The sequence below is a fragment of the Duganella sp. AC237 genome (genome assembly GCF_979254035.1).
The window spans coordinates 3,373,854-3,400,818 of the sequence record NZ_CEEDEW010000003.1 but is presented as its reverse complement, the minus strand read 5'-3'; the positions used below and the strand labels follow the sequence as shown (position 1 = coordinate 3,400,818).

Sequence of the window (26,965 nt, the reverse complement as noted above, 5' to 3'; positions counted from 1 at the left end):
TTACCTTTCAGGCACAGCAGGCGGTATAGTCGAGCAACATATCCTCCAAGAACAGCTTGGGCGACAGCGGATGGTCGGACGTCGCGCGGCGCTCGTTGGCGCCCTTAATCGCCGCCAACAGCTTGCTCACGTGGATTTTGTCCGCCAGCCCGGCCAGCTCTTTCTGGTAGCGGGGATAGTAACGAATGTTACCCGCCAGTTTGTAGGAAAACAAATCATAAAGCCAGCGTTGCAGCCAAGATACCTGCGCGCTCAGCGGCACCTTTTGAAGTTTATCAGCCACTTTCAACGCGCCTTCGACGCTTGGGCGCGCCAGCAGTTGCAGCAACACTTCCAAGTCGTCGCGGTTGCCCGTCTCGGCCTGCGCCATCGCCGCCAGCGGCGCGCCGCCCTGCTCGCGCAGCCAGCTGTCGGCGTCGGCCACGCCCTGCGCCTTGAGCCAGGCCAGCGCCTCGGCGTGGCTCGGCATCGGCACCGCGAACTTGCGGCAACGCGACAGGATCGTCGGCAATAGCCGGTCGAGGCTATTGGAGGCCAGCAGGAACACCGTGCCCGGAGGCGGTTCCTCCAGCGTCTTCAGCAAGGCGTTGGAGGCCGGTATGTTGAGCGCCTCGGCCGGATACAGCACCACCACGCGCAGACCCTGGCGGTGGGTCGAGATATTCATGAAATCGGCCAGATTACGGATCTGCTCGATCTTGATTTCCTTGGACGGCGCCTTGGCCGACTTAGCCGACTTCTTGGTCTCGGCCTCGCCTTCCTCGCCCCCTTCGGCGGAAGGCTCGTCTTCGAGCGCCTCGGGCCGCACGCGGCGGTAATCCGGATGGTTTTGCTGCGCGAACCAGCCGCACGAGGCACACTGGCCGCAGGCGTGGCCGTCCGGCAGCACCGCCTCGCACAGCAGCCCCTGGGCGAAGCTTTCGATAAAGTCGGACTTGCCAATGCCGGCGGCGCCATGGAACAGGATGGCGTGCGGCATGCGCTGGCGCAGCTGTTGCAGCTGGGTCCAGGACGATTCTTGCCACGGGTAGATCGTATTACTCATTATATTCAGATACTTAGGTGGCGCGTTTAAAGTAGATCATCAAGTATTGCGCTGATCTGCAACTGGATATGCGCGATCGATTGCGTCGAATCGATCACGCGGAAACGCTCGGGAAACTGGGTTGCGCGGCGCAGATACTCGTTGCGGGTTGCGGCGAAGAAATCGGCCTTCTCCTGCTCGAACTTGTCCAGCGAGCGGGTGGCGTCGAGCCGCGCGCGCGCCACTTCCAGCGGCACGTCGAACAGCAACGTCAGGTCCGGTTGGAGATGCGGATGCACCCACTGCTCCAGCGCCTCCAGCTTGGCCAGATCCATGCCGCGCCCGCCGCCTTGATAGGCAAAGCTGGCGTCGGTGAAGCGGTCCGAGATGACCCAGGCGCCGTCTGCCAGCGCCGGTGCGATCACCTGGGCGATATGCTCGCGGCGGCTGGCGAACATCAGCAGCGCCTCCGTTTCCAGGTGCATTTTTTCATGCAATACCAGTTCCCGCAGCTTTTCGCCCAGCGGCGTGCCGCCCGGCTCGCGCGAGCTGACCAGCGCAATGCCGCGCGACTTGATGTATTCGCTGACGAATGCGATGTGGGTCGACTTGCCGGCCCCGTCTATGCCTTCGAAGGTGATGAATTTGCCGCTGTGTTGCGTGGCGCTTTGTTGAGTCATGTGGTTATCGTTGGTACTGATTCACTGCCCGGTTGTGGTCGGTCAGGTTATCGGAAAATTTGCTGGTGCCGTTGCCGCGGGCAACAAAATACAGGGCCTGCGACTTGGCGGGCGCCAGCGCGGCGGCCAGCGACTGCACACCCGGCAAGGCGATCGGCGTCGGCGGCAGGCCGTTGCGCGTGTAGGTATTGTACGGGGTGTCGGTCTCCAGGTCCTTTTTACGGATATTGCCCTCGTATTTGGTGCCCATGCCGTAGATCACGGTCGGATCGGTCTGCAGCATCATGCCGATCTTCAACCGGTTGACGAACACGGCAGCGATCATGTTGCGCTCGGACTTTTGCCCGGTCTCCTTCTCGACGATGGAGGCCATCGTCAGCGCCTCGTACGGATTCTTGTACGGTAACGCCGGATCGCGCTTTTCCCAGGCCGAGGCCAGGCGGTTGAGCATCATCGTGTGGGCCTGGCGATAGATTTGCAGGTCGCTGGCGCCCTTGGCGAACAGATAGGTGTCCGGGAAGAACAGGCCCTCGGGCTGCTTGTATTCGGAGGCGATGGCGTTCATCACTTCCTGGTCGCTGAGCGAAGTGGTGTCGTGCTTGAGGCCGCGATGGGCGGCGATCGCCGCGCGCATCTGGCGGAACGTCCAGCCTTCGATGATGGTCAGCTGCTCCTGCGCGAACTCGCCGCGCACCAGCTGGTCGATCAGCTTGAGCGGCGTGGTGCCGGGCTTGAGCTCGTACGAGCCGGCCTTCAGGCGGCCGCTTTTATTGGTCACGCGGGCCAGCAGGTTGAACAGCAAGGGCCCCATCGGAATGCCGGCGTCGGAGATTTGCTCGCCGGCCGCGTGGGCGCCGCTGCCCGGAATGATGGTGAACGGTATCGGTTCAACGTCGCCGACGATAATCGGGGCTTGCGACCAGTACATGAAGTAACCGCCGCCGGCGATTGCCAGGAGAACGCAGAGTGTAATTATTTTTTTGATAAATGCCATTGTTCGAGCCGGATTGTAGGATCAACTGAAATCGGTACAGCTTGCCACTTCTCGGATCGGACCGCCAGCGCCGCGTTTTGCACGGCATCCGACGCGATCTTCGGGACATCACTATAATGAGCCCGTAATGATAATGCTTTAATCGTCAAACTATTGGAAATTATGTCTTCTTGGAATGAACTTTTAGCACAGCCGGCCGCCCCGCTGACGCCCACCGCGCTGGCGGTCGGTTTTGTCGCGCCCATCACGGACCAGGGCCTGATCGCGCTGGACGGCGAGGAAGCGGCCGGTTTCCTGCACAACCAGCTCACCAACGACGTCGAGCACCTTGGCCTGGGCGACGTGCGCCTGGCCGGTTATTGCTCGCCAAAAGGCCGTCTGCTGGCCTCGTTCCTGATGTGGCGCAACGAGACGACTATCTTCCTGCAATTATCGCGCGACATCCAGGTGGCCGTGCAAAAGCGGCTGTCGATGTTCGTTCTGCGCGCCAAAGCCAAACTCAGCGACGCCACCGAGGCGCCCGCCAACCAGGTCGTGCTCGGCCTGGGCGGCGGCCTGGCCGAAGCCGTGCTGCAAACGTGGTTCGACACCCTGCCCGCCAAACCGTTCGCCAAAATCGATCATCCGCTGGGCACGCTGCTGCGGGTGGCCGACGCCTTCGGCGCCGCCCGCTACCAGTGGCTGCTGTCGGCCGAGGTCGCGCAAACGGTCGCGGCCGAACTGGCCGACCGCCTCACCGTCGGCGGCAACCAGGCCTGGCACCTGTCCGAAATCCACGCCGGCATCCCGCAGATCGCCAAGGCCACGCAGGAGCAATTCGTCCCGCAGATGGTCAATCTGGAGCTGCTGGGCGGGGTGAACTTTAAAAAGGGTTGCTACCCGGGCCAGGAAATCGTCGCCCGCAGCCAATACCTCGGCAAGCTCAAGCGCCGCACCACCCTGGTCAGCATCCCCGACCCGGCGGCCGCCGCCGGCGCCGAAGTATTCGCCACGGCCGATCCCGAGCAGCCATGCGGCATGATCGTCAACGCCGCCGCCAACGGCAACGGCGGCGTCGACGCGCTGGTCGAAATGAAACTGGCCGCGATCGAAGCGGCATCGGTCCGCCTCGGCTCGGCGCAGGGTCCGGCCCTGGCCTTCCTCGACATGCCGTACGTGCTGGACCCGCTCGACCTCTAGCATGGATCTCTATATTTATTACCAGGTCAAGGATGCCGACACGGCTTCCTTGCAGGCTGCGGTCGTCTCGATGCAGGCGGAGCTGGCGCGTGGGCACGGCGTCGCCTGCCAGCTCAAGCGTCGTCCGGAAGTCAAGGACGGCTTGCAGACGTGGATGGAAGTCTACGCCGCCACGCCCGCCGGTTTCGCGGCGGCGCTGGCCGACGCCGCCGAACGGGCCGGCCTGTCCGCCTGGACCAGCGGCGCGCGCCATACCGAAATGTTTACGGATTTAGTCCCATGTGCCTGATTGTTTTTGCCTGGCGGGTCATCCCGGCGGTGCCGCTGGTGGCCGCAGCCAACCGCGACGAGTTTTATCAGCGCGCCACCGCGCCGGCGGCGCCGTGGCCCGAGCATCCACAGATTTTCGCCGGCCGCGACCTGCAGGCCGGCGGCAGCTGGATGGGCATCACGCAACCGTCCGAGTGCGGCGGCGCGGCGCGCTTTGCCGCCATCACCAACATCCGCGCGCCGTCCGAGCACCGCGAGGACGCCCCGTCGCGCGGGCGGCTGGTGGCCGATTTCCTGGCAAGCTGCGTGACGCCGCAGGAGTACGTGGAGTCCATCCGCGACAGCGCCGGCGCTTACAACGGCTTCAATCTGGTGCTGGGCGACCGCGACACGCTGATCTGGTTCTCCAACCGCGGCGACGGCGACCCGCGCAACGGCAAGCCGCTGGAGCCTGGTGTCTACGGGCTATCGAACGCGCTGCTCGACGCGCCGTGGCCGAAGGTGGTCAAGACCAAAGCGCAGTTCGCCAGTTTGCTGTGCCTGGGCGCCCCGGACGAAGCGTTCTTCGAAATGCTGGCCGACACCGCGCCCGCGCCCGACCAGCGCCTGCCGGAAACCGGTGTGCCGCTGGACCTGGAGCGGATGCTCTCGGCGGTGCGCATCGAAAGCCCAAGCTACGGCACGCGCACCTCGACGGTGGTCAAGCTATACGCCGACGCCCACGCCACCCTGCATGAGATGCTAATTCAATAACTCCGGGGTCAGGTCCACCATTTCTACACGGGCTCGTGCTTACGGCGTTGGCGACCCGGCGATGGCGGATTACGCTTCGCTAATCCACCCTACGTGATCAACTGGTTGTCGCTGTCCCAACCTATGCTAGAGTTTGATATGTTATTGACGGGCCTTGGAGATTCTCTATGAAACGTGTAACCGGCATCGGCGGCATTTTCTTCCACGCAAAGGACCCGGTCGCGCTGCGCGCCTGGTACCGGCGGCATCTGGGCATCGACGTGCAGGATTGGGGTGGCGCGGCGTTCACCTGGGCCGATCAGGCCGGCAACCCTGCCAAGGGAACCACCATCTGGTCGATCGGTGCGGCCGACAACAACCATTTCGCTCCCAGCGCTTCATCGTTCATGGTGAACTACCGGGTCGAAGACCTCACCGCCCTGCTCCAGCTCTTGCGCGACGAGGGCTGCCATGTGTTGGAAAACACCGACGACTCGGAATACGGCAAGTTCGGCTGGGTGGTCGATCCGGAGGGGAACAAGGTCGAGCTCTGGCAACCTCCCGCCGGACAATAGCGCCCTTATTTGCGCTTATTTGCGCTTACTTGATATGAGGCGCCATCCTCTGGACCAGGGATAGCTGCGCGACCTTGTCATGCCGCGCCAGCGCGCTCAAAGAGTCGGCCGGCAGCGAGGCGAACAGCACCCGGCGCCGGGTATCGGCGTCGGCGCAGCCCAGGCGCTGTAACTCGCCCGCCTCGTCCGGCGTCAGGTGCGACCGCAGCCGCACCGAGACGTCGACATTGCCCTCTTGCGGCCGCACCAGCGCCAGGCTGAGGGCGGCGTCAAACTTCGTACCACTCATGATCTATACCTTGATCAAGCCATATCCCCACTTTATATCATGCGCGCCGGCGGCCGAATCGGGCACGGCCGAATTTTTCTTCAACCACGCCTTGGCTTGCGCCGGCGTCGCCTTCGGGTTGCTTTCCAAGAACAGCGCCAGCAGGCCGGTGACGACGGGCGAAGCCATGCTGGTGCCCGCCATCACCCGATAGCCCTGGGCGATCACATCGTTTTTATCGACGCTGGAGGCCGACGACAGGGCCGACGCGATCATCGCGCCGGGCGCGGCGACGTCGGGTTTCAGGGCGCCGCCACGCAGCGGCCCCGGGCTGCTGAATTCGGATATCGTGTCCGGCGCCAGGCCGACCGATTGCGGAGCGCCCGAAATATCGACCCACTGGTTGCGCGAGGTGTAGGAGGCGACCGTGACGACGTCCTTGCCGGAACCTGGCGAGCCGACCAGCGTATCGAAGACCGGCGCCAGCATCTCCGCCGAACCGTAGCGCTCCTGGTCGCTCAACAGCCAGACATCGATATCGGAAGCCGCGCCCGACTTGCGCCGCACCTCCACCTTCCACAGGCCGCCCTGCACCGCGCCCTGCCCGGACACCTCCACCAGGAATTGCCGGTCGCCGCCCGGCGCCAAGGATTCCGGGGTCGAGATGACCACCTGATCGCTGCCCAGCATGGTCGTCTTGGCGGCCGGATCGGTGCCGAGCAGACCTTGCCACGGCGTCGCCGCGCCGGTGGAGCTGATGACCCGCACCTCGCATTTGGTTTTGCCCGAGTACCAGCCGTTGATCAGGAACCATGGCGCCGACAGGTTGGACCGCTTCGGCTGCACTTTGATCTCGAAACGCACGGCCTGGGCGGAATCGACCTTCTGCCGCGCATGGATCGGATCGCCGCCCTCGTTGCCGGCCGCCGCCACCACCAACCGGCCGGGGCCGCATTCATCGCTGATCCCGACGCTGGTGTCGTCCTCGCCGTCGTGGCCGTCGAAGTGGCCGCCCAAACTGAGGTTGACGACGCACGGGCGCCCGAGCTTTTTGGCCTCGTCGAAGATCCAGCGGACGGCTTCGACGATCGCGCTGTTCTGGAAATTGGTCTTGACGATGAGCAGGTCGGCGCCGCCGGCGATGCCGCTGAACGGCGCCACCGCGCCGCTGGCGATGCCGGCCACATGCGTGCCGTGGCCGTGCATGTCCGCACTGGCGTCCATCGCCGCGCCCGTCAGCACGCGGCCCAGCTTGCTATAGCCGGTTCCTGGGCCTTCGCCGGCGATTTCCTGGTCCCAAATTTTCAGGATGCGGCCGGCGAAGGCCGGGTGGTTGACATCGATACCGGTATCGACGACGCCGACGATCACGCCCTCGCCGGAGACTTTATTCTGGGCGCGATATTCCGGCGCGCCGACCAGCGGCCCGGCGATATCCATCAGCGGGCGCAAACGCCTGGGCGCCGACACGCGCTCCACTTTTTCATCCTGCGCGAACTCCATCAGCTTGGCCGCCGGCACCAGCGCCGTCATCACCTCGCCGGAGCCTTTGGCGAGCTTGATGCCGGCGACCGATTTGGTCTGCGGATCGGTACACCGGACCAGGACGTGGTAAATCGGCGCCAGGTTCGGCACGCGTTTTCTGACCGATAGCAAATTCGGCGCGCCGGTCACCTGTTCGGCTTCGCTCGATGCCAACAAAACGGCCAGGCTGGCCGACATCTTGTTTTTCCCGCCGACCGCGGACTTGGATTTGCTCGCCATATTCGCCCTGTCTTAAAGTGTTAAAGATAAGACATACTGTACAACATTGGCGAGCTAAGCATCAATCGCGCGCAGGCGCATAGGCGCGCAGATACTGCGTGCTGAGCAGCTTGCGGTCGATCTTGCCATTGGCGTTGCGCGGCAGGCTGGTGTCGGCCAGGACGATTTTATGCGGCAGCATGTAGTTGGGCAGGTGCGGCTTGAGCGCGGCCAGCAGGCGCGCCTCGTCGAGCGCGCGGCCTTCGCGCACCGACACCACCACCACGATCGCCTGGCCCAGCACGGGATGCGGCACGCCCAGCGCGGCCGCCTCCGCCACCTCGGCCTGCGCGTACAGCACCGCCTCCACCTCGTTCGGACTGACCCGGTAGCCGGACGTCTTGATCATCTCGTCGGCGCGGCTGATGAAATACAGGAAGCCGTCCTCGTCGCGGCGCACGGTGTCGCCCGACCACACCGCCATCTCGGGCAGCATCAGGCCCGTCAGCGGCGAGCGGTAGGGTTTGAAGCGCTCGGCGGTGCGCGCGGCGTCGTTCCAGTAGCCGAGCGAAACCAGCGGTCCCCGGTGCACCAGTTCGCCCGCTTCGCCGGGCGCGCATTCGCTGCCGTCGGGCCGCAGCACCAGCACCTCGGCATTGGGGATGGCCTTGCCCATCGAGTCGGGACGCCGGTCCAGCTCGGCCGGCGGCAGGAAGGTGGAACGGAACGCCTCGGTCAGGCCGTACATCAGATAGGGCGTGGCGGCCGGCAACCTGGCGCGCAACCGGTCGAGCGTGGCGCGCGGCATGGCGCCGCCGGAATTGGTGAGGTAGCGCAGGGTGCACGGCGTCGGCCAATCGAGCGCGGCCAGCTGCATCCACAGCGGCGGCACGCCGGCCAGGCCGGTGATGCGCTCGGCGATCACGGCGGCGGGCACGTCGCGCGGCAGCAAGTGGTTGATCAGCACGGCGCAGGCGCCGCTGAGGAAGGCGGTGGTGAGCTGGCTCAGGCCGTAGTCGAAACTGAGCGGCAGCACGGCCAGGATGCGGTCCTCGGCCGTGTTGCCCAGATAGCCGGCGACGCTGGCCGCGCCGGCCACCAGGTTGCGGTGCGACAGCACCACGCCCTTGGGCTGGCCGGTGCTGCCGGAGGTGTACAGGATGGCGGCGACGTCCGACTCGGTGATGCGGCGCGCCGGCAAGGTCGCGGTGTCGGCCCCGGCGGCGTCGGCTTGCGCCAGCGCCCGTTCCCAGTCGAGCACCTTGATCCGGCCGATATCGGCGCACGGCGCGGCCGCGCGCTCCGCCCCCAGCGCGAGCACCGTTTGCAGGCTGTCGCAGCCGCCCAGGCCGGGCGCCAACTGGCGCAGCCGGTCGGCGCTGGTGACCAGCACCCGGACGTCACAGTCACGCAGGATGTAGGCGACCTGTTCGGGCTTTAACAAAGGATTGACGGGGACGAACACCATGCCGGCAGCGGCGGCGCCGAACAGCGCGGCGACGTGCTCGATGTTCTTTTCCATGTAGACGGCGACCCTCTCGCCGCGCCGCGCGCCATGCGCCCGCAGCGCCGCGCAAGTGCGTGTGGTCAGGATCGCAAGTTGCTCGTAGGTGAGGCGCCGGGCGCCGTCGACCAGCGCTTCGGAAGCGGGTGCGCGCTCGGCCGAGCGGAAAATAAACTCGTGCACCAGATAGCTCGTAGCACTGCCCATATCACCCTCTTTTGCAGGTTTTTTGCGGAAAGGCCGGCTCGGCCGGCGGCGCGCAGGACGACTCGGAAGCGAACGGAGAGTCCCCTCCGATCTTAGCGGCCTGGCGCGCGCGTAGCATGTCGAATGTCAATCGGCATGCCGGTTTCCAAGCGGTCGCCGACGGCCCGGCTTTTTTTGCTGCCAAACCAGCTTTATGAGCATTTGTTTGCGCTAGGTCGTCCCAAGGTACCTGAATTCCATGGCAAGGTGATGGGGCGCATCCCCCAAAACCGTCTACGGAGTATTCAATGACCGACATGACGACCGAAGCGTTCTTTCTGCCCGCAAGCACGGACGCCGGCGGGCAACGCTATTGCCTGTACCAGCGGGCGGCCGGCGCATGTCGTGGCGCCTTGGTCTATGTACCGCCCTTTGCCGAGGAAATGAACAAATCGCGGCGCATGGCCGCATTGCTGGCGCTGGAACTGGCGGGGCAAGGCATCGCCACCTTGCGCATCGACCTGCACGGCTGCGGCGACAGCAGCGGCGATTTCGCCGACGCCCGCTGGCGCCACTGGCGCGAGGACGTCGGCCTCGCCAGCGCGTGGCTGCAACAGCGCAGCGGCCACCGCCCGGCCCTGCTCGGGCTGCGTCTGGGCGCGCTGCTGGCGCTCGATTACGCCGCCAGCGCCAGCCCCGCCGACGCGCCGCGTCACATGATCCTGTGGCAGCCGGTACTGGACGGCGCCACCTTTCTCACGCAATTTCTGCGCTTGCGCATGGCCGGCGCGATGATGAGTGCGACGGGCGCGGCCGGCAACACCGCCGCCGCCCTGCGCGCGATGCTGGCGGCCGGACTGTCGCTGGAAGTCGCCGGCTACGAACTTTCCGCGGAACTGGCGCAGGCCATCGATGGCCTGAAGCTGGCGCCGCTCGGCCGCGCCGGCTGCGCGCTGCACTGGTTCGACATTGGCCCGCCGGCGCGCGCTCCCTCCCCCGCCACGGACCAGGCGCTGATAGCGCTGCGCCAGCGCGGCGCCGAAGTCGCCATGACCCGGATCGCCGGCCCGGCCTTCTGGGGCAGCCAGGAAATCGCCACCTGCCAACCGCTGCTGGAGGCGACCGCCGCGCTGGCGCCGTGGCTGGCGCCGGAGGTCGTCGATGCGCTATGACGAACACGCCGTGGTCTTTCGTTGCGGCGGCGAACAACTTCACGGGGTACTTAGCCTGCCCGGGCAGCCGTCACCGCGCGGCGTGCTGATCATCGCCGGCGGCCCGCAATATCGCGCCGGCAGCCACCGCCAGTTCACCTTGTTGGCGCGCACGCTGGCGGCGCGCGGCATTCCGGTGCAACGCTTCGATTACCGCGGCATGGGCGACAGCGATGGCGCGCAGCGCGGCTTCGGCGATGTCGACCTCGACGTGCGCGCGGCCGTCGACCACTTCATGGCGGCCGTGCCCGGCCTGCGCGAAGTGGTACTGTGGGGCCTGTGCGACGGCGCCTCGGCCGCGCTGTTTTACGCCAGCCAGGACGCGCGCGTGCGCGGCTTGGTACTGCTGAACCCGTGGGTGCGCACCGAAGCCGGCGCGGCGCGGGCCACACTCAAGCATTATTACCGTGGCCGCCTGTTGCAGGGCGCGCTGTGGCGCAAGCTGTTCAGCGGACGGTTCGACGCCGGCGCCGCCTGGCACTCGCTGCGCCAGCTGATGGCCGCCAGCGGCGCGGGCGGCAAGCCGGCGGCCGATGCCGGCCAGGCGCCGGCGGACCTGCCGTCGCGCATGCTGGCGGGGTGGTCGCGCTTCAAAGGGCCGGTGCTGCTGATATTGAGCGGCGCCGACCTGACCGCGAAGGAATTCACCGACCTGGCCGACGCCTCGCCCGCCTGGCAAACGCTGCTCGCGCGCGCCGGCACCACTCGACACGAACTCGGCAAAGCCGACCACACATTCTCGCGTCGCGTATGGCGCGACCAGGTCGCCGACTGGACCGCGAACTGGGTGCACACATGGTAGCGACGGCGCCATCCAAAAAAGTGTTGATGATCGCTTTCCACTATCCGCCGATGCGCGGCAGCAGCGGCATTCAACGCACGCTGAAGTTCTCGCAATACCTGCCGGAATGGGGCTGGAAGCCGGTGCTGTTGTCGGCGCATCCGCGCGCCTACTGCAACCCCGGCGACGACCAGATGGGCGAGATCCCCGCCGGCGTTCCGGTGTGCCGCGCCTTCGCGCTCGACACGGCGCGCCACCTGTCGCTGCGCGGCCGCTACGCCAGTCTGATGGCGCTGCCGGACCGCTGGGTGTCGTGGCTGCTTGGCGCGGTACCGGCCGGGCTGCGGCTGCTGCGCCGGCATCGTCCGCAAGTGCTGTGGTCGACCTACCCGATCGCCACCGCCCATCTGATCGCCTACGTACTGCAACGCCTGTCGGGCCTGCCGTGGGTGGCCGACCTGCGCGACCCGATGACCGATGTCGGCTATCCGGAAAATCCGCTCACGCGCAAGGCCTACCTGTGGATAGAGCGCCGCACGGTCGAGCGCTGCACGGTGGCCGTGTGCACCACCCCGGGTGCCGTCAAGGCCTACCGGCAACGCTTTCCGCACCTGCCCGCCGAACGCTTCCGCCTCGTGGAAAACGGCTACGACGAGGACAATTTCCTCGACGCCCAGCGCGATGGCGTCCCCAACGCGCCGTCGCCGTCCGCCGGGCGGCCGCTGGTGCTGCTGCACAGCGGCGTCATCTATCCATCGGAACGCGATCCGGCGCCCTTGTTCGCCGCCATGGCCGCGCTGCGGCGCCAAGGCGTGATCGGCCCCGGCGCCTTGAAGCTGCTGCTGCGCGCCACCGGTCACGACGCCTTCCTGGCCGGATTGCTGGCTAAATATGGACTGGACGACATGGTGAGCATCGCGCCGCATCAGCCTTACCGCGCAGCGCTGGCGGAAATGCTCACCGTCGACGCGCTGTTGATACTGCAGGCGTCCAACTGCAACCACCAGATTCCCGCCAAGCTATATGAATACCTGCGCGCCGGCCGCCCGATCCTGGCGCTGACCGACGCCGCCGGCGACACCGCCGCCACGCTGCGCGCGTCCGGCATCGACACAATCGCCGCGCTCGACTCCGAGGAGAACATCATGCAAACACTGCCACGTTTCCTGGCGTTGGTGCGGGACGGCAAGGCACCGCTGGCGCCCGCCGCCGTAGTCGCCGCCCATTCCCGCCACGCGCGCAGCGCCGCGCTGGCGCAGTTGCTCGACGAGGTGGCCGGCGCCACGGTGGCGGTCAAGGCCGGCGCGGCGGCAGCGTGACGCGCGAGCCGCCGGTCGGCGCCGCCGGCGTCGTGCTGTGGCGCCTGCTGGCGCCGATACCGCTGGCGCTGCTGATGGCGCTGCTGATCCACTATCCTTTCCGGCCGCTGGCCGCCGCGCTGGCGGTCGCCGCCTATGGGGCGCTGCTCTGGTGGCGCCCGGCCCTGTGGCTGCTGCTGGTGCCGGCCGCGCTGCCATGGCTGGACCTGGGCACCTGGACCGGCTGGTTCTATGTCGATGAACTCGATCTGATGCTGCTGACAACGACGGCGGTCGGCTACTGGCGGCTGGCGCCCTGCGAACGCACCGGCAGGCTGCCTACGGTCGCCAAGCTATTGCTGGCCGCCGTGACCGCCACCACCGCCATTGCCGCCGTTCGCGGCCTTCTTCCGCTACCGCCGTTGGACCTGAACGCCTTCGCCAGCTACAACAGCCACTACAACAGCCTGCGCGTGGCCAAGGGACTGGCGTGGGCCTTGGTACTGTTGCCGCTACTGACCCGCAGCGTGGATCCCGAACTGTCCGGCCTGCGCACATTGCTGGTACCGGGCGTGCTGCTTGGCTTGTGCTGCACAGCGCTGATCCAGGGCTGGGAGCGCTGGTTGTTTCCCGGTCTGCTCAACTTTTCCACCGACTACCGGCCGACCGCGTCGTTCTCGCCCATGCACACCGGCGGCGCCTCGCTCGACGCCTTCCTCGCGCTGAGCTTCCCGTTCGTGGCCTGCTGGCTGCTGGGTCCGACCAAACGCTGGCAACTGTGCGCCGCGCTGGCCCTGCTAATGATGGGCCTGTTCACCGGTTTCACCACCTTCTCGCGCGACGTATGGCTGGCGTATGCCGCCTCCGGCGTCGTGATCGGCTGCCTGGTGGGCGGTCCGCAACTGGCCGCCGGCAAATTGCGGCCGGGCGTACTGGCGGCGATGGCGGTGCTGCTCGCGGTGATCAGCGCGTTGCTGATGCGCTCGTTCGTCACCGGCGGCTACCGCACGCTGGGCGCCTTGCTCATATTGCTGGGCGCGACCTTGCTGACGGGCGGGCTGCCGCGCGTCGCCGGCCGCGTGTTGCTGCCGCGCTACCTGGTGTGGGCCGGCGCGGCCACCGCCGCCTCGCTGCTGTTCGATCTTGCCCTGTTGCTCGCCCTGCGCAAGCTCCCGGTGCCGGGCTGGGCGAAGGCGCCCTATCTGTCGCTGGCGGCGGCCGCCTTTGCCGCCGGGCTGGCCTGCATCGTTGCGCTGGCCGGCCCGCGCGCGTGGCGACAGCACGCCACCGCGTTGGCGCTGGGCAGCTACCCGGCCCTCGCGGCCGCCTGCCGGCTGGTGGCGCACCACTGGGGCGGCATGCCGGCCGCAATGGACGCGGCATGGGTGGTTGGACTGGGCGGCATGATCTGCGTCACCAGCCTGCTGTTCCATCAGCCGCTATGGCACATCGGCCGCGCCAGCGTCACCTTTGGGGCGGGCGCGGCGGCGCTGCTGGCGATGGCCATTCCGGTGCTGGGCAGCTCGTACATGGGCGAGCGCATGAGCACGGTCGCACAGGATTGGGAGCTGCGCACCCGCCATTGGGACGAGGCCTTGCAGATGATGCCGGACGACTTGCCGACGGCTTTGCTCGGCGCCGGGCTGGGAAGTTATCCGCGCACCTATTATTGGGGCAATACTTTGGGCATCCGCCCGGGCAGTTTTCGCTACGAAACCGACCTCGCCGGCAACAACTACCTGCGAATGGACGCGCCGGTGCATCCGCGTGGCTACAGCGATGTGCTGCGCCACATACAGCATGTTCGCCTCGAGCCGAATACCAACTACCGGATTTCGCTGGACGTCAAACGCGGCGATCCCAAGGCTGTCGTGTGGCTGGCCGTTTGCGAGCGGTGGCTGCTGTATCCGCAAAACTGCGTGTCGCCCGGACGCAAGCCGACGCCGGCGGACGGCCGATGGCAACACTTCGATCTGGACTTCTACAGCGCGGGCATGGGGCAGCGATGGGGATTACCGGTGCAGCTGGAACTGGCCAGCGGCGGACAGGCCGGCATTGTCGATATCGACAACGTCAGCGTGCGAGCGCGCGATGGCGGCCCGGAGTTATTGCGCAATGGCGACTTCACGGCCGGCCAGGCGGGCTGGTTCTTCACCAGCGACCGCGATCACTTACCCTGGCATATCAAGAATTTTTACATCCACACCTACTTCGAGCAGGGCTGGCTGGGGACCTTGGCGATGGGCTTGCTGCTGGTTTATGCGGCCGGACGGATGGCGCGCAGCGCCTGGCAAGGCCGGGGAGAGGCGGCGGTGTTCCTGGCGGCGCTGACCGGCGCGTTGGTGGTGGGCGTGTTCGACAGCCTGTTCGATGCGCCGAAAGTGCAGTTGTTGTTCATGTTGCTGCTGGCGGCGGGCCTGATGCGGCCGCGCCGGACAATCATGCCTTAGGCGAAGATGTAGCGCATGTTGATGTGGGCGATACCGGCTTCGAAAAACTCGTCGCCTTCGATCGCAAATCCGTGGCGCTGGTAGAACGGGGCGGCGTGCGACTGCGCGCTGAGCACGACTTGGCGATCGCCGCGCGCCCGGGCCTGCGCCATCAGCGTTCGCAGCAAGGCGCCGCCGACACCGGCGCCGCGTCCGCTCTTGCGCACCGCCATGCGGCCGATGTGGCCGTCCGGCAGCAGGCGTCCGGTGCCGACGGGCGTGCCGACGGCGTCGTAGGCGACCGCGTGGAGGCAGACCGCGTCCATGGCGTCCATTTCCAGCTCCGCGGGAACCTTTTGTTCCTCGACGAAGACTTCAAAACGGATCATTTGGGCGTCTTCCTGCAGGACGTTCCAGTCCCCGGAACGAATATCGTATTGTGCGTGGTCGGTCATAGGCGTGGCATCTGATTGGCTGATCCCGGATTGTCGCACGCGAGATGCCGTTCGAGGAAGTCCACGAACACGCGCACCTTGGCCGAGCCGGCAAGCCGTTGCGGGTAGACCGCCCAGACATTGGCTTCCTGTGTGTACGCCGGCAATATCTGCACCAGCTGGTCGCGGTCGAGATACGCTTGTGCGTCCCAGCGCGAGCGCAGCACGATGCCGGCGCCGGCCACCGCCCACTGCAATGCGATCTCGCCATGGTTGGTCGATAGGGGGCCGTTCACCTTGACCACGCCCTCCTCGGCCGCACTGCGCAGGCGCCAGACGCCGAAGGGCAAATCGCGCTCCTTGATCGGCAGGCAATCGTGCTCCTCCAGCTCGCGCAGGGTTTGCGGCGTGCCCCGTCGCGCCAGATACGCGGGCGACGCGCACAGGATGCGGTGGTTGGTCATCAGCCGCCGGGCGATCAGCTGCGGCGCGATCGCGTCGCCGATGCGGACGTCGATGTCGAACCCTTCGCTGACGATGTCGACCAGGCGATCGAACACCTCCAGCCGCACCTGCAACTCGGGATGGTCGGCCGCCAGTCCGGCGATGGCGGGCGCGACGACATTGCGCCCGAAGCCGAAACTGCTGCTGACGCGCAACTGGCCGCGCGGCACGCCTTGCCGCTCGGCGAGCTCGTCGAACAGGCCGTCCAGGCTCGCCAGTATCGCCAGCGTCCGCGCGTAGACTTGCTCGCCATCGTCGCTGACGACCACCCGTCGGGTCGTGCGGTGGAACAGGCGCACGCCAAGCGCCTGTTCCAGCATGCCGATCCGCTTGCTGACGTAGGCCGGCGACATGCCCAGCTCCTCGGCGGCGGCGACAAAGCTGGCCTTGCGCACAACCGTGGCAAACACGCGCAAATCGCTGTTTTCGATATTCTTAATCACAGTAATTATTCACACAACGTGTTTTATGGGATCACAATTAGCCACATTTTAAACCAGACGCGACGCGATATGCTGGCAGTCATCGGCAAACGGAGGAAAAACAATGAAAACGCACCAGATCGCAGTCATCGCCGGCGACGGCATCGGAAAGGAAGTCATGCCCGAGGGCATACGGGTGGTCGAGGCGGCCGCGAAGCGCTTCGACATCGGCATCGAATGGACCACCTTCGAGTGGGCCAGCTGCGACTACTATGTTGAGCACGGAAAGATGATGCCCGACGACTGGTTTGAACAGCTCAAGGGCTTCGACGCGATCTTCTTCGGCGCCGTCGGCTGGCCGGAGACGGTGCCCGACCATATTTCCCTGTGGGGCTCGCTGCTCAAATTCCGCCGCCAGTTCGACCAGTATGTCAACCTGCGGCCGGTGCGCTTGATGCCCGGCGTGCCTTGTCCGTTGGCGAACAAGAAGCCGGGCGACATCGATTTCTACATCGTCCGCGAAAATACCGAGGGCGAGTATTCCTCGGTCGGCGGCAAGATGTTTGAAGGCACGGAGCGGGAATTCGTGTTGCAGGAGTCGGTCTTTACGCGCACCGGCGTCGATCGCGTGCTGAAGTACGCTTTCGAGCTGGCGCGGAGCCGGCCGAAGCAGCATTTGACGTCGGCAACGAAGTCCAACGGGATCTCGATCAGCATGCCGTATTGGGATGAGCGTTTTGCAACGATGGGCCAAGGCTATCCCGAAGTCAGGCGCGACCAGTACCACATCGATATTTTGTGCGCGCGGTTTGTGTTGTCGCCGGAGCGGTTCGACGTGGTGGTGGCGTCCAATTTGTTCGGCGATATCTTGTCGGACCTGGGGCCGGCATGCACCGGGACGATCGGGATTGCACCATCGGCCAATTTGAATCCGGAGCGGACCTGGCCGTCGTTGTTTGAGCCGGTGCATGGATCGGCGCCGGATATCTATGGAAAGAATATCGCCAATCCGGTGGCCATGATCTGGTCGGGCGCGATGATGCTGGATTTCCTGGGTGCCGGCGAGGGCAAGTATCGGGCGGCGCATGATGCGATCGTGGCAGCCATCGAGTCGTGCATACAGGACAGTGCGCGGACGCCGGATTTGGGCGGCGCGGCGAGTACGACCGAGGCCGGCAAAGCGATCGCGGCGGCGTTGGGATGATGTCAACGGGGCGGATCGGCGGGCGTTTCCGCCAACCCGCCCCGGGTGTTTGCGTGGTGTTTATTTGGCGGCAATGACGCCGCAAGCCAGGCGCGCGCCGGAATTGCCGGTCGGCTGCGTTACCATGTCGTCCGGCGCCGCGTGGACGATCACCGAGCGGCCGACCGCGTTAGCCGGGTTGCCGTCGGTCAGGTTGATCTGCGTCAGCGGCACCGTCACATCGAGCTCGGCCACGCCCTTGTCGTTGGCGTTCAGGTTGCCGAAGTCGCCGCCGTGGTGCGCCGCCTTGGCCGGGTCGCCGTGCTGCGTCGTCGACGGGTTGAAGTGGCCGCCGGCACTGGTGCCGTCCGGCGCCGAGCAGTCGCCCTTTTCGTGAATGTGGAAGCCGTGCAAGCCGGGCGTCAGTCCTTCGATGCGGGCCTTGACGCGCAACCCGTCCTTGCCTTGCTCGAAATTCACGACGCCGCTGACCTTGTTGCCGGCGGTGGCCTTCAATGGCGCCTCGGCGGTCGTACTCGCGGCGAAGGCGGTCGATGCCGCCATCAGGGACAAACTCATCATGCAGCGCACTAGGGCGATCTTCTTCATATATTTCCTATCTTCAAGAGAGTACTTCGGGTACGTCAAGCAAGGTGTAGGCTACCGCTTATTGGTCGGATCGACAACAGTCGTAATGTAGAGTGTGTGAAACAATTCACCTGTCAACAATTCACGATCAAACCAGCTTGACCAGCTGCTTGCCGAAATTCCGCCCTTCCATCAAGCCGATGAACGCGTCCGGCGCCGAGGCCAGTCCCTGCGCCACCGATTCGCGATACTTGAGTTTGCCATCGGCGACCAGCGCGCCCAGCTCCTGCAAGCCCTGCGACCAGAAGTCCATGTGCTCGGTGATGATGAAGCCGCTCAAGGTCAGACGATTGATCAGCAACAGCCGCGAATTCTTGATCGACAGATCTGCTCCGGCGAAACCGGCGATGATGCCGCACAACGCGATGCGCGCGAAGGCGTTGGTGCGCGCCAGCGACGCATCGAGCACCGCGCCGCCAACGTTTTCGAAGATGCCGTCGACGCCATCCGGCGTTGCCGCCTCCAGATCCCTTTCCAGGTTGCCGGCCTTGTAGTCGATGCAGGCGTCGAAGCCTAGTTCATCGACCACATAGGCGCATTTCTCCGCCCCGCCGGCGATGCCGACCGCGCGGCAGCCGCGCAGTTTTGCCAACTGTCCGACGACGCTGCCGACCGCGCCGCTGGCGGCCGAGACCACGATCGTTTCGCCCGGTTTGGACGCCATGATCTGGTTGAAGCCGTACCATGCCGCCATGCCGGGCATGCCGACCGCGCCCAGATAAGCCGACAGAGGGATACCGGAAGTATCGAGCTTGCGCAGCATGGCGCCGTCGGAAACGCCCATTTCGCTCCAGCCGAGCACGCCGCCGACTAACGCGCCGGCCTGATAACGCGCATTGCGCGACGCCAGCACCTGGCCGACGGTGCCGCCGATCATGGTTTCATCGAGCGCCTGGCAATCGGCGTAGCTTTTGGACGCGCTCATGCGCCCGCGCATATACGGGTCCAGCGACAGATAGTGGTTGCGGATCAACACCTGGCCGTCGGCCAACTCCGGCACGGGCACCGTCTCCAGGCGGAAATTCTCGGGTAATACCGGGCCGCGCGGACGCGAGGCGAGGACGATGCGTTGGTAGGTCGAAGGAATATCCATTTACACCTCGTAGTCCATGCATTGGCGCTGATCGCGCACAGCGCCGAAGAACGGCTTGATCGCCACGTGGTCCGGGTGTTCCTGGTAGGCGTCCAGCGCGGCCTTGTCGGTGAACTCGGAATACAAAATCACATCGTAGGTCGCCTCCAGCCCCGGCTGCGCCAGCGCCGCCTCGAACTTCAGGATGCCCGGCACCAACGCGGCGCAACCATCGAGCATTGCTTTCATCTTGGCGGCATTGGTGGCACGGTCGCCGCCTTCGGCGTGTTCTTTTAGTTTCCACATCACGATGTGTTTCAGCATTTTTATCCTTTGTTAGAACCACGCATCCTGCATATCGAGCGTGGTGGTGTCCACGCTGGCCAGCAGCTCGAGCTGCTGCGCCACCTTCGGCAGCTCCCAGCGGTAGAAGAAGCGGCAAGCCTGCAGCTTGCCACGGTAAAAGCTGACATCCGCAGCGTTGGCGTCGGCAAGCGCACGCGCCGCCAGGAATGCCTGCTGGAGCCAGATCCACGCCAGCACCACGTGGCCGACCGCCTCCAGATAAGCGCTGGCGTTGGCCAGCGTCTTGTTCATGTCGCCGACAGCATACAGGCTCTGCGTGACTTGTTCCACCCTCTGCCATGCGGTATCGAGCGCGTCGGCGTGCGCCAGCAGTTCGGCGGCGATGTCATCGGCCGCTTCGGCCGACAGCTGTGCGCTGGCCGCGTGGACTGCGCCGGGCGCGCCGATGCCGCCGCGCACCTTGCGCACCGTGCGCCGCAACTCAGCGCCGAAAGCCTTGAACAGCGCGCCGTCCTGCGTCGCGACTTTGCGGCCCAGCAAATCCAGCCCGTGGATGCCGTGCGTGCCTTCGTGGATGGCGTTGAGGCGGTTGTCGCGGTAAAACTGTTCGACGTTGTATTCGCGCGTATAGCCGTAGCCGCCATGCACCTGGATCGCCAGGCTATTGGCCTCGACGCACCATTGCGACGGCCACGACTTGGTGACCGGCGTGAGGAAATCGAGCAAGCGGCCGGCGTGTTCGCGCGCTTCCGGCGTTTCGGCGGTGTTCTGCTCGTCGACCAGGCGCGAGCAATACAGCACCAGTCCCAGCGCGCCTTCGACGTAAGCCTTCTGCGCCAGCAGCATGCGGCGCACGTCGGTGTGTTCGATGATGGTCAGCTGCGGCTGGGCGGGATCTTTCTGCGCCGGATGGCGGCCCTGCGGCCGGTTGCGCGCGTAGTCCAGCGCGTGCAGATAGCCGGTGTAACCGAGCACGGCCGCGCCGAGACCAACGCAGATACGCGCGTCGTTCATCATGTGGAACATATTGGCCAGTCCCTGGTGGGCGGTGCCGACCAGATAGCCGACCGCCAGGCCTTTGCCCATCGGCTTGAACTTGCCCTCGCCGAAGTTGAGCAGGCAGTTGGTGGCGCCGCGATTGCCCATCTTGTGGTTCAGGCCGGCCAGCACGACATCGTTGCGCTCGCCCCGGCTACCGTCGTCGTTGACCAGGAACTTGGGCACGATGAACAGCGAGATGCCTTTGACGCCTGGAATCAGCTTGCCGTCCGGGCCGGGTATTTTGGCCAGCACCAGATGGACGATGTTGTCCGACAGCTCGTGCTCGCCGGCCGTGATCCACATCTTGTTGCCGCTGAGACGGTACTGGCGTTCGCCATCTACGCCTGCGACCGGATCGGGTTCGGCGCGGGTGGTGATGTCCGACAGGCTGGAGCCGGCCTGCGGCTCGGACAGGCACATGGTGCCGAAGTAGCGGCCGGCGAACATCGGATCGGCGAAACGCCGCACCTGCTCCGGCGTGCCGCACTTGAGCAAGGTGCCAGCGTTGCTCGTGGTCAGGAAGGTGTACGCCGTGGTGCTGACGTTGGCGGCGGTGAAGTAGCACGCCAGCGTCTTTTCCACCACGCACGGCAGCTGCATGCCGCCGCGCTCGTAATCCTGACCCGACGCCATCAGACCCGCCGCCGAGTAGGCGTCCAGCGCCACCTTCACGTCGGGAATCATCTTGACGTTCAGGCAGTGCTCGCCGGGCACCGCGTGCGGCTCCTGGCTGTCGCTTTTCTTGTTGTGCGGCTCGAACAAATCGGCAGCCAGTTGCTCGGCCGTATCGATGGCGGCGTCGAAGGTTTCGCGGTTGTGGTCCCGGAAGCGCTCGCGGTTAGTGAGCGATTCCACGTCCAGCCATTCGTACAGCATGAAGTCGATGTCGCGGCGCGACAGCAGTTTCGATGCCATGGGCTCAGACCACTTCGAACAGGCCGGCAGCGCCCTGGCCGCCGCCGATGCACATCGTCACCACCACGTATTTGACGCCGCGTCGCTTGCCTTCCAGCAGCGCTTGGCCGGTCAGGCGCGCGCCCGACACGCCGTACGGATGGCCGACGGCGATGGCGCCGCCGTTGACATTGAGCCGGTCCATCGGAATGCCCAGCTTGTCCGCGCAATACAGCACCTGCACGGCAAAAGCTTCGTTCAATTCCCACAAGCCGATGTCCTCGACCTTGAGCCCGGCCTTCTTGAGCAGCTTGGGAATCGCGAACACCGGGCCGATGCCCATCTCGTCCGGTTCGCAGCCAGCCACGGCGAAGCCACGGAAGATGCCCAGCGGCGCCAGCCCCTTGGCGGCGGCCGTCTGCGCGCTCATGACGATGGCCATCGAGCCGCCGTCGGAGAACTGGCTGGCGTTGCCGGCGCTGATGACGCCGCCCGGCACGGCGCTGCGGATCTTGGCCACGCCTTCGTAGGTGGTGTCGGCGCGGATGCCTTCGTCGGCCGAGATCGTCACTTCGCGGCTCAGCAACATGCCCGATTCCTTGTCGGCCACGCCCATCACCGTTGTCATCGGTACGATCTCGGCGTCGAACAGCCCGGCGGCCTGGGCGGCGGCGGCGCGCTGCTGGCTTTGCACGCCGTACTGGTCCTGGCGCTCGCGGCTGATGTTGTAGCGCTTGGCGACCGTCTCGGCCGTTTGCAGCATGGGCCAGTACAGTTCCGGCTTGTGCTCGGACAGCCACACTTCCTTATACATATGGGTGTTCATTTCCTGCTGCACGCAGGAGATCGACTCGACGCCGCCGGCGGCGTAGATATCGCCCTCGCCGGCGATGATTCGTTGCGCGGCCGTGGCGATGGTTTGCAATCCCGACGAGCAGAAGCGGTTGATGGTCATACCGGCGGTGGTGACCGGGCAACCGCCGCGCAGCGCGATCTGGCGCGCGATGTTGCCGCCGGTGGCGCCCTCCGGATTGGCGCAGCCAACCAGCACGTCCTCGACCTCGCCGGGCTCGATGCCGGCGCGCGCGATCGCCGCCTGCAACACATGGCCACCCAGGGTGGCGCCGTGCGTCATGTTGAACGCGCCCTTCCAGGATTTGGCAAGCCCGGTGCGGGCGGTCGAAACGATGACGGCATCTATCATGGATATCTCCTGTGGATTATTTTAGTCGGGCCAGAATAGCATATTTAGTACGACCGTTCTTAATTCAATTTGTCAGTTTGGCGTAAGTTTGAAGCAAGCATGACGTAAGGTTCGGCGGCCACACTGCATTCAAGCTGACGGAGTAATAACTATCGCGGCTAGTGAAGTTCAAATAATTACAGGAGACATATATGGCAACCCCAACAGGCACCGCAGACCTGCGCAATCCGCCCAAATCGACGGTGATCACGCCGGAAGAACGCAAGGTGATTTTCGCCTCTTCGCTGGGCACGGTCTTTGAATGGTACGATTTTTATTTATACGGCGCGCTGGCGTCGATCATCGCCAAGCAGTTCTTCATCGGCGACCCCACCACCACCTTCATTTTCGCGCTGCTGGCCTTTGCCGCCGGCTTCATCGTGCGTCCGTTCGGCGCGCTCGTGTTCGGCCGCCTGGGCGACATGATCGGCCGTAAATACACCTTCCTGATCACCATCCTGATCATGGGCGCGTCGACCTTCATCGTCGGCCTGTTGCCCGGCTACGCGGCCATCGGCATTGCCGCGCCGATCATCCTGGTGGTCCTGCGCATCCTGCAGGGCCTGGCGCTGGGCGGTGAGTACGGCGGCGCGGCGACCTACGTCGCCGAGCACGCGCCGAACGGCAAGCGCGGCTCCTTCACCGCCTGGATTCAAACCACCGCGACGCTGGGCCTGTTCCTGTCGCTGCTGGTGATCCTGGGCACCCGCACCGCCGTCGGCGAGGAAGCGTTCAACGCCTGGGGCTGGCGCGTGCCGTTCCTGGTGTCGGTGCTGCTGCTGGGTGTTTCGGTGTGGATCCGCCTGTCGATGAACGAATCGCCGGCCTTCGCCAAAATGAAAGCCGAAGGCAAGACCTCGAAAGCGCCGCTGAGCGAAGCGTTCGGCCAGTGGAAAAACCTGAAAGTGGTGATCCTGGCGCTGGTCGGCCTGACCATGGGTCAGGCGGTGGTGTGGTACACCGGCCAGTTCTACGCGCTGTTCTTCATGACGCAAACCCTCAAGATCGACGGCGCCAGCGCCAACATCATGACCGCGATCTCGCTGGCCCTGGCCACGCCGTTCTTCATCTTCTTCGGCATGCTGTCGGACAAGATCGGTCGTAAATGGATCATTCTGGGCGGTTGCGTGATCGCCGCGGCCACCTACTTCCCGCTGTTCGGCGCGCTGACCCACTACGGCAACCCGGCGCTGGAGACCGCGTTGAAGAACTCGCCAGTGGTGGTCGTCGCCGATCCGGCATCGTGCCACTTCCAGTTCAACCCGACCGGCACCACCAAGTTCCCATCGTCGTGCGACATCGCCACCGGCATCCTGTCGAACGCGTCGGTCGCCTACACCAAGGAAGCGGCACCGGCCGGCAGTGTCGCCAAGATCAAGATCGGCGACAAGGAAGTGCCATCGTTCAACGCTGTCATGACGCCTGACAACCTGAACTTCGACGCCGAGAGCAAGAAGACCGAAGCCGCGCTGAAGAAAGAGGTGGCGGCCGCGATCAAGGTCGCCGGCTATCCGGCCAAGGCCGACGAGTCGCAGATGAACAAGCCGATGATCGTCGCTATCCTGTTCATCCTGGTGCTGTACGTGACGATGGTGTACGGCCCGATCGCCGCGATGCTGGTTGAAATGTTCCCGACCCGCATCCGCTACACCTCGATGTCCCTGCCTTACCACATCGGCAACGGCTGGTTCGGCGGTCTGCTGCCGACGATCTCGTTCGCGCTGGTCGCGTTCAAGGGCGACATCTACTACGGCCTGTGGTATCCGATCGTCATCGCCCTGATCACCGCCGTGATCGGCGCGCTGTTCGTCCGCGAAACCAAGGACAACAACATCTACGCCAACGACTAATGCTGGCGCGCTGAGGCGCAAAGAGGCCGGGTTCCGCTAAGCGGACCCGGCCTTTTTTTCACCCCGGGGTCAAGTCTGACATTCGGACACGGGCCGGTCCGTTACGGGTTTAATGCCGCCAATAATTCGATCTTGTTGGAGACGCGCAGGCTGCCGTAGGCGTTCTTCAGGTAGCTGCGTACCGTCGCCGGCGTCAGCCCCATCAACCGCGCGATCTCCTTGTACGAATGGCCGCGCGCGTACAGCATCGCGGCGCTCAGCTCGCGCGGCGAAACCCGCAACGCGCGCGTGGCGTCGTCCACCAGCGACAGCACCGCCAGCGGCCCGCTGCGGTCCAGCAGCAGGCGGTTTCCCGCCAGCGCAATGCTGCACGGTGCACGCGCCAAGCCGTCGACCACCTTCGCGGGCAAGAACGTCCCCTGCCAATCCTCGCAAACATTCCACAACAGCCGGCCGACACCGCCGCCCAGAAACGCCAAACGCCCCTGCATGTCCGAGACCGCCAGCGACGCCAGCGAACTGGCCTTGCTCGACGCCCGCATGTCGGCTAGGCGGTGCGCCCAGTGCTGCAGCAAATGCCGGCTGAACGCGTGGAACAGCATGCTCTCCAGATCGCTGAACCGGGACCGCGACCGCACACAGTTGCGGTACAGGCAAACGAAAAACAGCAAGCCGCTGCCCGGCAACTCATCGGTGATCGCCATGATCGTGCGCAGCCCGTGCCGCTCGACGAAGGCGACCATCTGCTCCGCGACGTCCGGCGGCGCGCCGCCCCCCTCGCGCACCACCACGCCCAGGCTATCCATCGACGCGCGCGCGAAGCCGTCCAACGCGGCCACCGTCTGGTTCCATTCCTGCGCGAAGTCCTGGCTCAGCCCTATGCTGGCGTGCATCAGGTTGCGCGGCGCCTGCGCGGCCGTGGCCGGACATACCTCGCCCCACCAGGCGGAATCGAAGCCGATGCAACGCCGCAGTATCAATAACGATTCATGCAGGAACTGCTGCGGTCCGGCGTCACGGGCGAGCTCGCCCAGCGCCAGCAACGCGCCGGTAGACGCCAGATACACCTGCTGCGGCACAGCGGTCCCAGCCCCGCAGCCTGCCTTGATCAATGGATGTTGGTCCCGCACGCGCCCTCCCCGAATAGTCGCCCCCCCGCATCTGCGGAGGGCCGCACCGGCGAGTCGGCCGGTAATATCGATAATATCAGGCCACCTGATAAATATCATCCACAACGATAAAAGGAGACTCATCATGGCAATCAATCACACAACGGTGGTGCGGGCCGGCGCGCTGCTGCTCGCCTGCGGCGCGGCGCTGTCAGCCGCAATGCTCAGCGGCTGCGGCGACAACACCGCACACGCGGCGAACATGGCGGGCTTTAAGGAGGTGTCGCTCGGCACCTCCTTCTGGGATATCACGGCGACACCACCCGCCGGTTCCGCAGCCGGCGACATTTTGCAGGCCCAGTTGCGCACAGACGCTCCGGCCGGCGCCAAGGCGTGGGACGTCGTCTACGTCTCGGAGATTCGGCCGGGCAAACTGGCCTACGTTTCCGGGGAAATCTATATCCCCACCGGGTCTGCGGGCGGCCCCCGCGACGTGGTGCTGTGGAACCACGAGACGGCCGGCCTGGCGGACGCCTGCGCGCCGTCGCGCCGTAGCCGGGTCGAAGCCGGCCGCGAGCGCGTGCCGGCGCTTGAGGCGTTGCTGGCCAAGGGCCACGTGGTAGTCATGAGCGATTATCCGGGGCTTGGCCTGCCCGGCCCCGCCTTTTACATGGCCGGCCAGCCGAACGCCCGCGCCTCGCTCGACATGTTGCGCGTGGCGCAGAAGTTTAGCGACGCCAATGCCTCGCGGCGTTACGTCATGTACGGGTGGTCGCAGGGTGGCCAGACGACAATGTGGGCGGAAAATATCGCCGCAAGCTACGCGCCGGAGTTCACCGGCGTGGGCGCGGCGTTGATCGCGCCGGCGGTGCGCATCAAGGACTTGACGCTGAATTCGATGACCAGCACGGAAAACGCCGGCTACGTGATCTCGACCTTGCCTGGCATCCAGGCTTACTTTCCGGCGCTGAAGTACCGCGACTTCCTCACGCCGGAAGCGATGGAACAGTTGCCGGTGCTCGCCAGCGGCTGCTTCGACGTGTGGAACGCCGCCGCCGGCGTCAAGGACGCCTACGTGCCCGGCGCGCTGTCCCCCGGCACAGCCTGGTGGACGGCGATGACGGCTGTCGATAACTTCGCCCCGCGCGGTTCGATGCCGTTCAAGATCTACCAAGGCTCGGCGGACACCACCACCCCGGTGTCGCTGACCAAGCGCGAGCGCGCCGCATTGTGCAACGCCGGATCGGCGGTCGACTACCAGGAGTTCCCCGGACTGGACCACGGGGCGGTGGTCGGGGAGGCGGCCAAGGGTTTGCTGGCATGGTTCGAGGAGCGCTTCAGCGGACGCGCCGCAGCCAGCAATTGCGGCGCGCTATAAGCAACGC

25 protein-coding genes are annotated in these 26,965 nt (G+C 65.5%); 11 read left to right on the top strand and 14 right to left on the bottom strand.

The annotated features are described in order from the left end of the window. Positions 1-7 precede the first annotated feature (7 nt). The 3 genes from AC0IYS_RS15305 to mltG are packed head-to-tail and all read right to left on the bottom strand — an operon-like array spanning position 8 to position 2,698. Complete coding sequence (locus tag AC0IYS_RS15305) at positions 8-1,045, bottom strand: DNA polymerase III subunit delta' (RefSeq protein WP_471705945.1); 1,038 nt, start codon at positions 1,043-1,045, stop codon at positions 8-10. Positions 1,046-1,071: 26 nt separating this feature from the next. Continuing rightward, complete coding sequence (gene tmk / locus AC0IYS_RS15300) at positions 1,072-1,704, bottom strand: dTMP kinase (RefSeq protein WP_471705944.1); 633 nt, start codon at positions 1,702-1,704, stop codon at positions 1,072-1,074. Positions 1,705-1,708: 4 nt separating this feature from the next. Continuing rightward, on the bottom strand, positions 1,709-2,698 hold the full coding sequence (mltG, locus tag AC0IYS_RS15295; protein ID WP_471705943.1) for an endolytic transglycosylase MltG: 990 nt from the start codon (positions 2,696-2,698) through the stop codon (positions 1,709-1,711). A gap of 162 nt (positions 2,699-2,860) precedes the next feature. Here mltG and ygfZ point away from each other — a divergent pair, with 162 nt between their 5' ends. From ygfZ to AC0IYS_RS15275, 4 genes are all read left to right on the top strand, one after another. Further along, positions 2,861-3,877: a CAF17-like 4Fe-4S cluster assembly/insertion protein YgfZ gene (ygfZ, locus tag AC0IYS_RS15290; RefSeq protein WP_471705942.1), complete on the top strand. Its 1,017-nt coding sequence runs from the start codon at positions 2,861-2,863 to the stop codon at positions 3,875-3,877. A 1-nt stretch (position 3,878) separates the two neighbouring features. Continuing rightward, complete coding sequence (locus AC0IYS_RS15285) at positions 3,879-4,166, top strand: DUF4936 family protein (protein ID WP_471705941.1); 288 nt, start codon at positions 3,879-3,881, stop codon at positions 4,164-4,166. Then, positions 4,157-4,900: an NRDE family protein gene (locus AC0IYS_RS15280; RefSeq protein ID WP_471705940.1), complete on the top strand. Its 744-nt coding sequence runs from the start codon at positions 4,157-4,159 to the stop codon at positions 4,898-4,900. Before AC0IYS_RS15285 ends, AC0IYS_RS15280 begins: the two co-directional genes overlap by 10 nt. Positions 4,901-5,067: 167 nt before the next feature. Next, entirely contained in the window at positions 5,068-5,454 is a 387-nt protein-coding gene (locus AC0IYS_RS15275) for a VOC family protein (protein WP_471705939.1), read from the top strand. 25 nt (positions 5,455-5,479) lie between these two features. Here the strand turns inward: AC0IYS_RS15275 and AC0IYS_RS15270 are convergent, their stop codons facing one another. The 3 genes from AC0IYS_RS15270 to AC0IYS_RS15260 all read right to left on the bottom strand — a co-directional run bounded on the left by AC0IYS_RS15270 (position 5,480) and on the right by AC0IYS_RS15260 (position 9,176). Next, entirely contained in the window at positions 5,480-5,743 is a 264-nt protein-coding gene (locus AC0IYS_RS15270) for a hypothetical protein (RefSeq protein ID WP_471705938.1), read from the bottom strand. 3 nt (positions 5,744-5,746) lie between these two features. Next, complete coding sequence (locus tag AC0IYS_RS15265) at positions 5,747-7,486, bottom strand: S8 family serine peptidase (RefSeq protein WP_471705937.1); 1,740 nt, start codon at positions 7,484-7,486, stop codon at positions 5,747-5,749. A gap of 61 nt (positions 7,487-7,547) precedes the next feature. Further along, complete coding sequence (locus AC0IYS_RS15260; protein ID WP_471705936.1) at positions 7,548-9,176, bottom strand: acyl-CoA ligase (AMP-forming), exosortase A system-associated; 1,629 nt, start codon at positions 9,174-9,176, stop codon at positions 7,548-7,550. A 287-nt stretch (positions 9,177-9,463) separates the two neighbouring features. On the opposite strand from AC0IYS_RS15260, the gene AC0IYS_RS15255 reads away from it, so the two are divergent. Genes AC0IYS_RS15255 through AC0IYS_RS15240 form a run of 4 tightly spaced genes read left to right on the top strand, consistent with a single transcriptional unit; the run spans position 9,464 to position 14,895 of the window. Beyond that, positions 9,464-10,327, top strand: a complete 864-nt coding sequence (locus AC0IYS_RS15255) for a hydrolase 2, exosortase A system-associated (RefSeq protein WP_471705935.1) — start codon at positions 9,464-9,466, stop codon at positions 10,325-10,327. Next, positions 10,317-11,168: a hydrolase 1, exosortase A system-associated gene (locus tag AC0IYS_RS15250; RefSeq protein ID WP_471705934.1), complete on the top strand. Its 852-nt coding sequence runs from the start codon at positions 10,317-10,319 to the stop codon at positions 11,166-11,168. The genes AC0IYS_RS15255 and AC0IYS_RS15250 overlap by 11 nt, the downstream gene beginning before the upstream one ends. Positions 11,169-11,194: 26 nt before the next feature. Beyond that, positions 11,195-12,466, top strand: coding sequence for a glycosyltransferase (locus AC0IYS_RS15245; RefSeq protein WP_471705933.1), 1,272 nt, complete (start codon positions 11,195-11,197; stop codon positions 12,464-12,466). Beyond that, positions 12,463-14,895 (top strand): hypothetical protein, encoded by a 2,433-nt coding sequence (locus tag AC0IYS_RS15240; RefSeq protein WP_471705932.1) that lies wholly within the window; start codon positions 12,463-12,465, stop codon positions 14,893-14,895. Before AC0IYS_RS15245 ends, AC0IYS_RS15240 begins: the two co-directional genes overlap by 4 nt. Here the strand turns inward: AC0IYS_RS15240 and AC0IYS_RS15235 are convergent. Together AC0IYS_RS15235 and AC0IYS_RS15230 are read right to left on the bottom strand one after the other, a co-directional pair. After that, positions 14,892-15,329, bottom strand: coding sequence for a GNAT family N-acetyltransferase (locus AC0IYS_RS15235; protein ID WP_471705931.1), 438 nt, complete (start codon positions 15,327-15,329; stop codon positions 14,892-14,894). The two genes, AC0IYS_RS15240 and AC0IYS_RS15235, sit on opposite strands and share 4 nt — an antisense overlap. After that, positions 15,326-16,255 (bottom strand): LysR substrate-binding domain-containing protein, encoded by a 930-nt coding sequence (locus AC0IYS_RS15230; RefSeq protein WP_471705930.1) that lies wholly within the window; start codon positions 16,253-16,255, stop codon positions 15,326-15,328. Before AC0IYS_RS15230 ends, AC0IYS_RS15235 begins: the two co-directional genes overlap by 4 nt. 103 nt (positions 16,256-16,358) lie before the next feature. Here AC0IYS_RS15230 and AC0IYS_RS15225 point away from each other — a divergent pair, with 103 nt between their 5' ends. Then, a complete protein-coding gene (locus AC0IYS_RS15225) occupies positions 16,359-17,438 on the top strand; it encodes a tartrate dehydrogenase (RefSeq protein WP_471705929.1) in 1,080 nt (359 codons plus the stop codon). Between the two features lie 60 nt (positions 17,439-17,498). On the opposite strand, the gene AC0IYS_RS15220 is transcribed toward AC0IYS_RS15225, so the two are convergent. The 5 genes from AC0IYS_RS15220 to AC0IYS_RS15200 form a co-directional block, all read right to left on the bottom strand. Then, positions 17,499-18,026 (bottom strand): superoxide dismutase family protein, encoded by a 528-nt coding sequence (locus AC0IYS_RS15220; protein WP_471705928.1) that lies wholly within the window; start codon positions 18,024-18,026, stop codon positions 17,499-17,501. Positions 18,027-18,153: 127 nt separating this feature from the next. Then, entirely contained in the window at positions 18,154-19,152 is a 999-nt protein-coding gene (locus tag AC0IYS_RS15215) for an NADP-dependent oxidoreductase (RefSeq protein ID WP_471708880.1), read from the bottom strand. Between the two features lie 6 nt (positions 19,153-19,158). After that, a complete protein-coding gene (locus tag AC0IYS_RS15210) occupies positions 19,159-19,461 on the bottom strand; it encodes a Dabb family protein (RefSeq protein ID WP_471705927.1) in 303 nt (100 codons plus the stop codon). Positions 19,462-19,473: 12 nt separating this feature from the next. Next, a complete protein-coding gene (locus AC0IYS_RS15205; protein WP_471705926.1) occupies positions 19,474-21,399 on the bottom strand; it encodes an acyl-CoA dehydrogenase in 1,926 nt (641 codons plus the stop codon). A gap of 4 nt (positions 21,400-21,403) precedes the next feature. Then, positions 21,404-22,582 (bottom strand): acetyl-CoA C-acyltransferase, encoded by a 1,179-nt coding sequence (locus tag AC0IYS_RS15200; protein WP_471705925.1) that lies wholly within the window; start codon positions 22,580-22,582, stop codon positions 21,404-21,406. Positions 22,583-22,773: 191 nt separating this feature from the next. Here AC0IYS_RS15200 and AC0IYS_RS15195 point away from each other — a divergent pair, with 191 nt between their 5' ends. Next, entirely contained in the window at positions 22,774-24,471 is a 1,698-nt protein-coding gene (locus AC0IYS_RS15195) for an MFS transporter (protein ID WP_471705924.1), read from the top strand. A 101-nt stretch (positions 24,472-24,572) separates the two neighbouring features. Here AC0IYS_RS15195 and AC0IYS_RS15190 read toward each other — a convergent pair whose 3' ends face one another. Beyond that, a complete protein-coding gene (locus tag AC0IYS_RS15190) occupies positions 24,573-25,601 on the bottom strand; it encodes a helix-turn-helix transcriptional regulator (RefSeq protein ID WP_471705923.1) in 1,029 nt (342 codons plus the stop codon). A 124-nt stretch (positions 25,602-25,725) separates the two neighbouring features. On the opposite strand from AC0IYS_RS15190, the gene AC0IYS_RS15185 reads away from it, so the two are divergent. Next, on the top strand, positions 25,726-26,958 hold the full coding sequence (locus AC0IYS_RS15185; RefSeq protein ID WP_471705922.1) for a lipase family protein: 1,233 nt from the start codon (positions 25,726-25,728) through the stop codon (positions 26,956-26,958). Positions 26,959-26,965 lie beyond the last annotated feature (7 nt).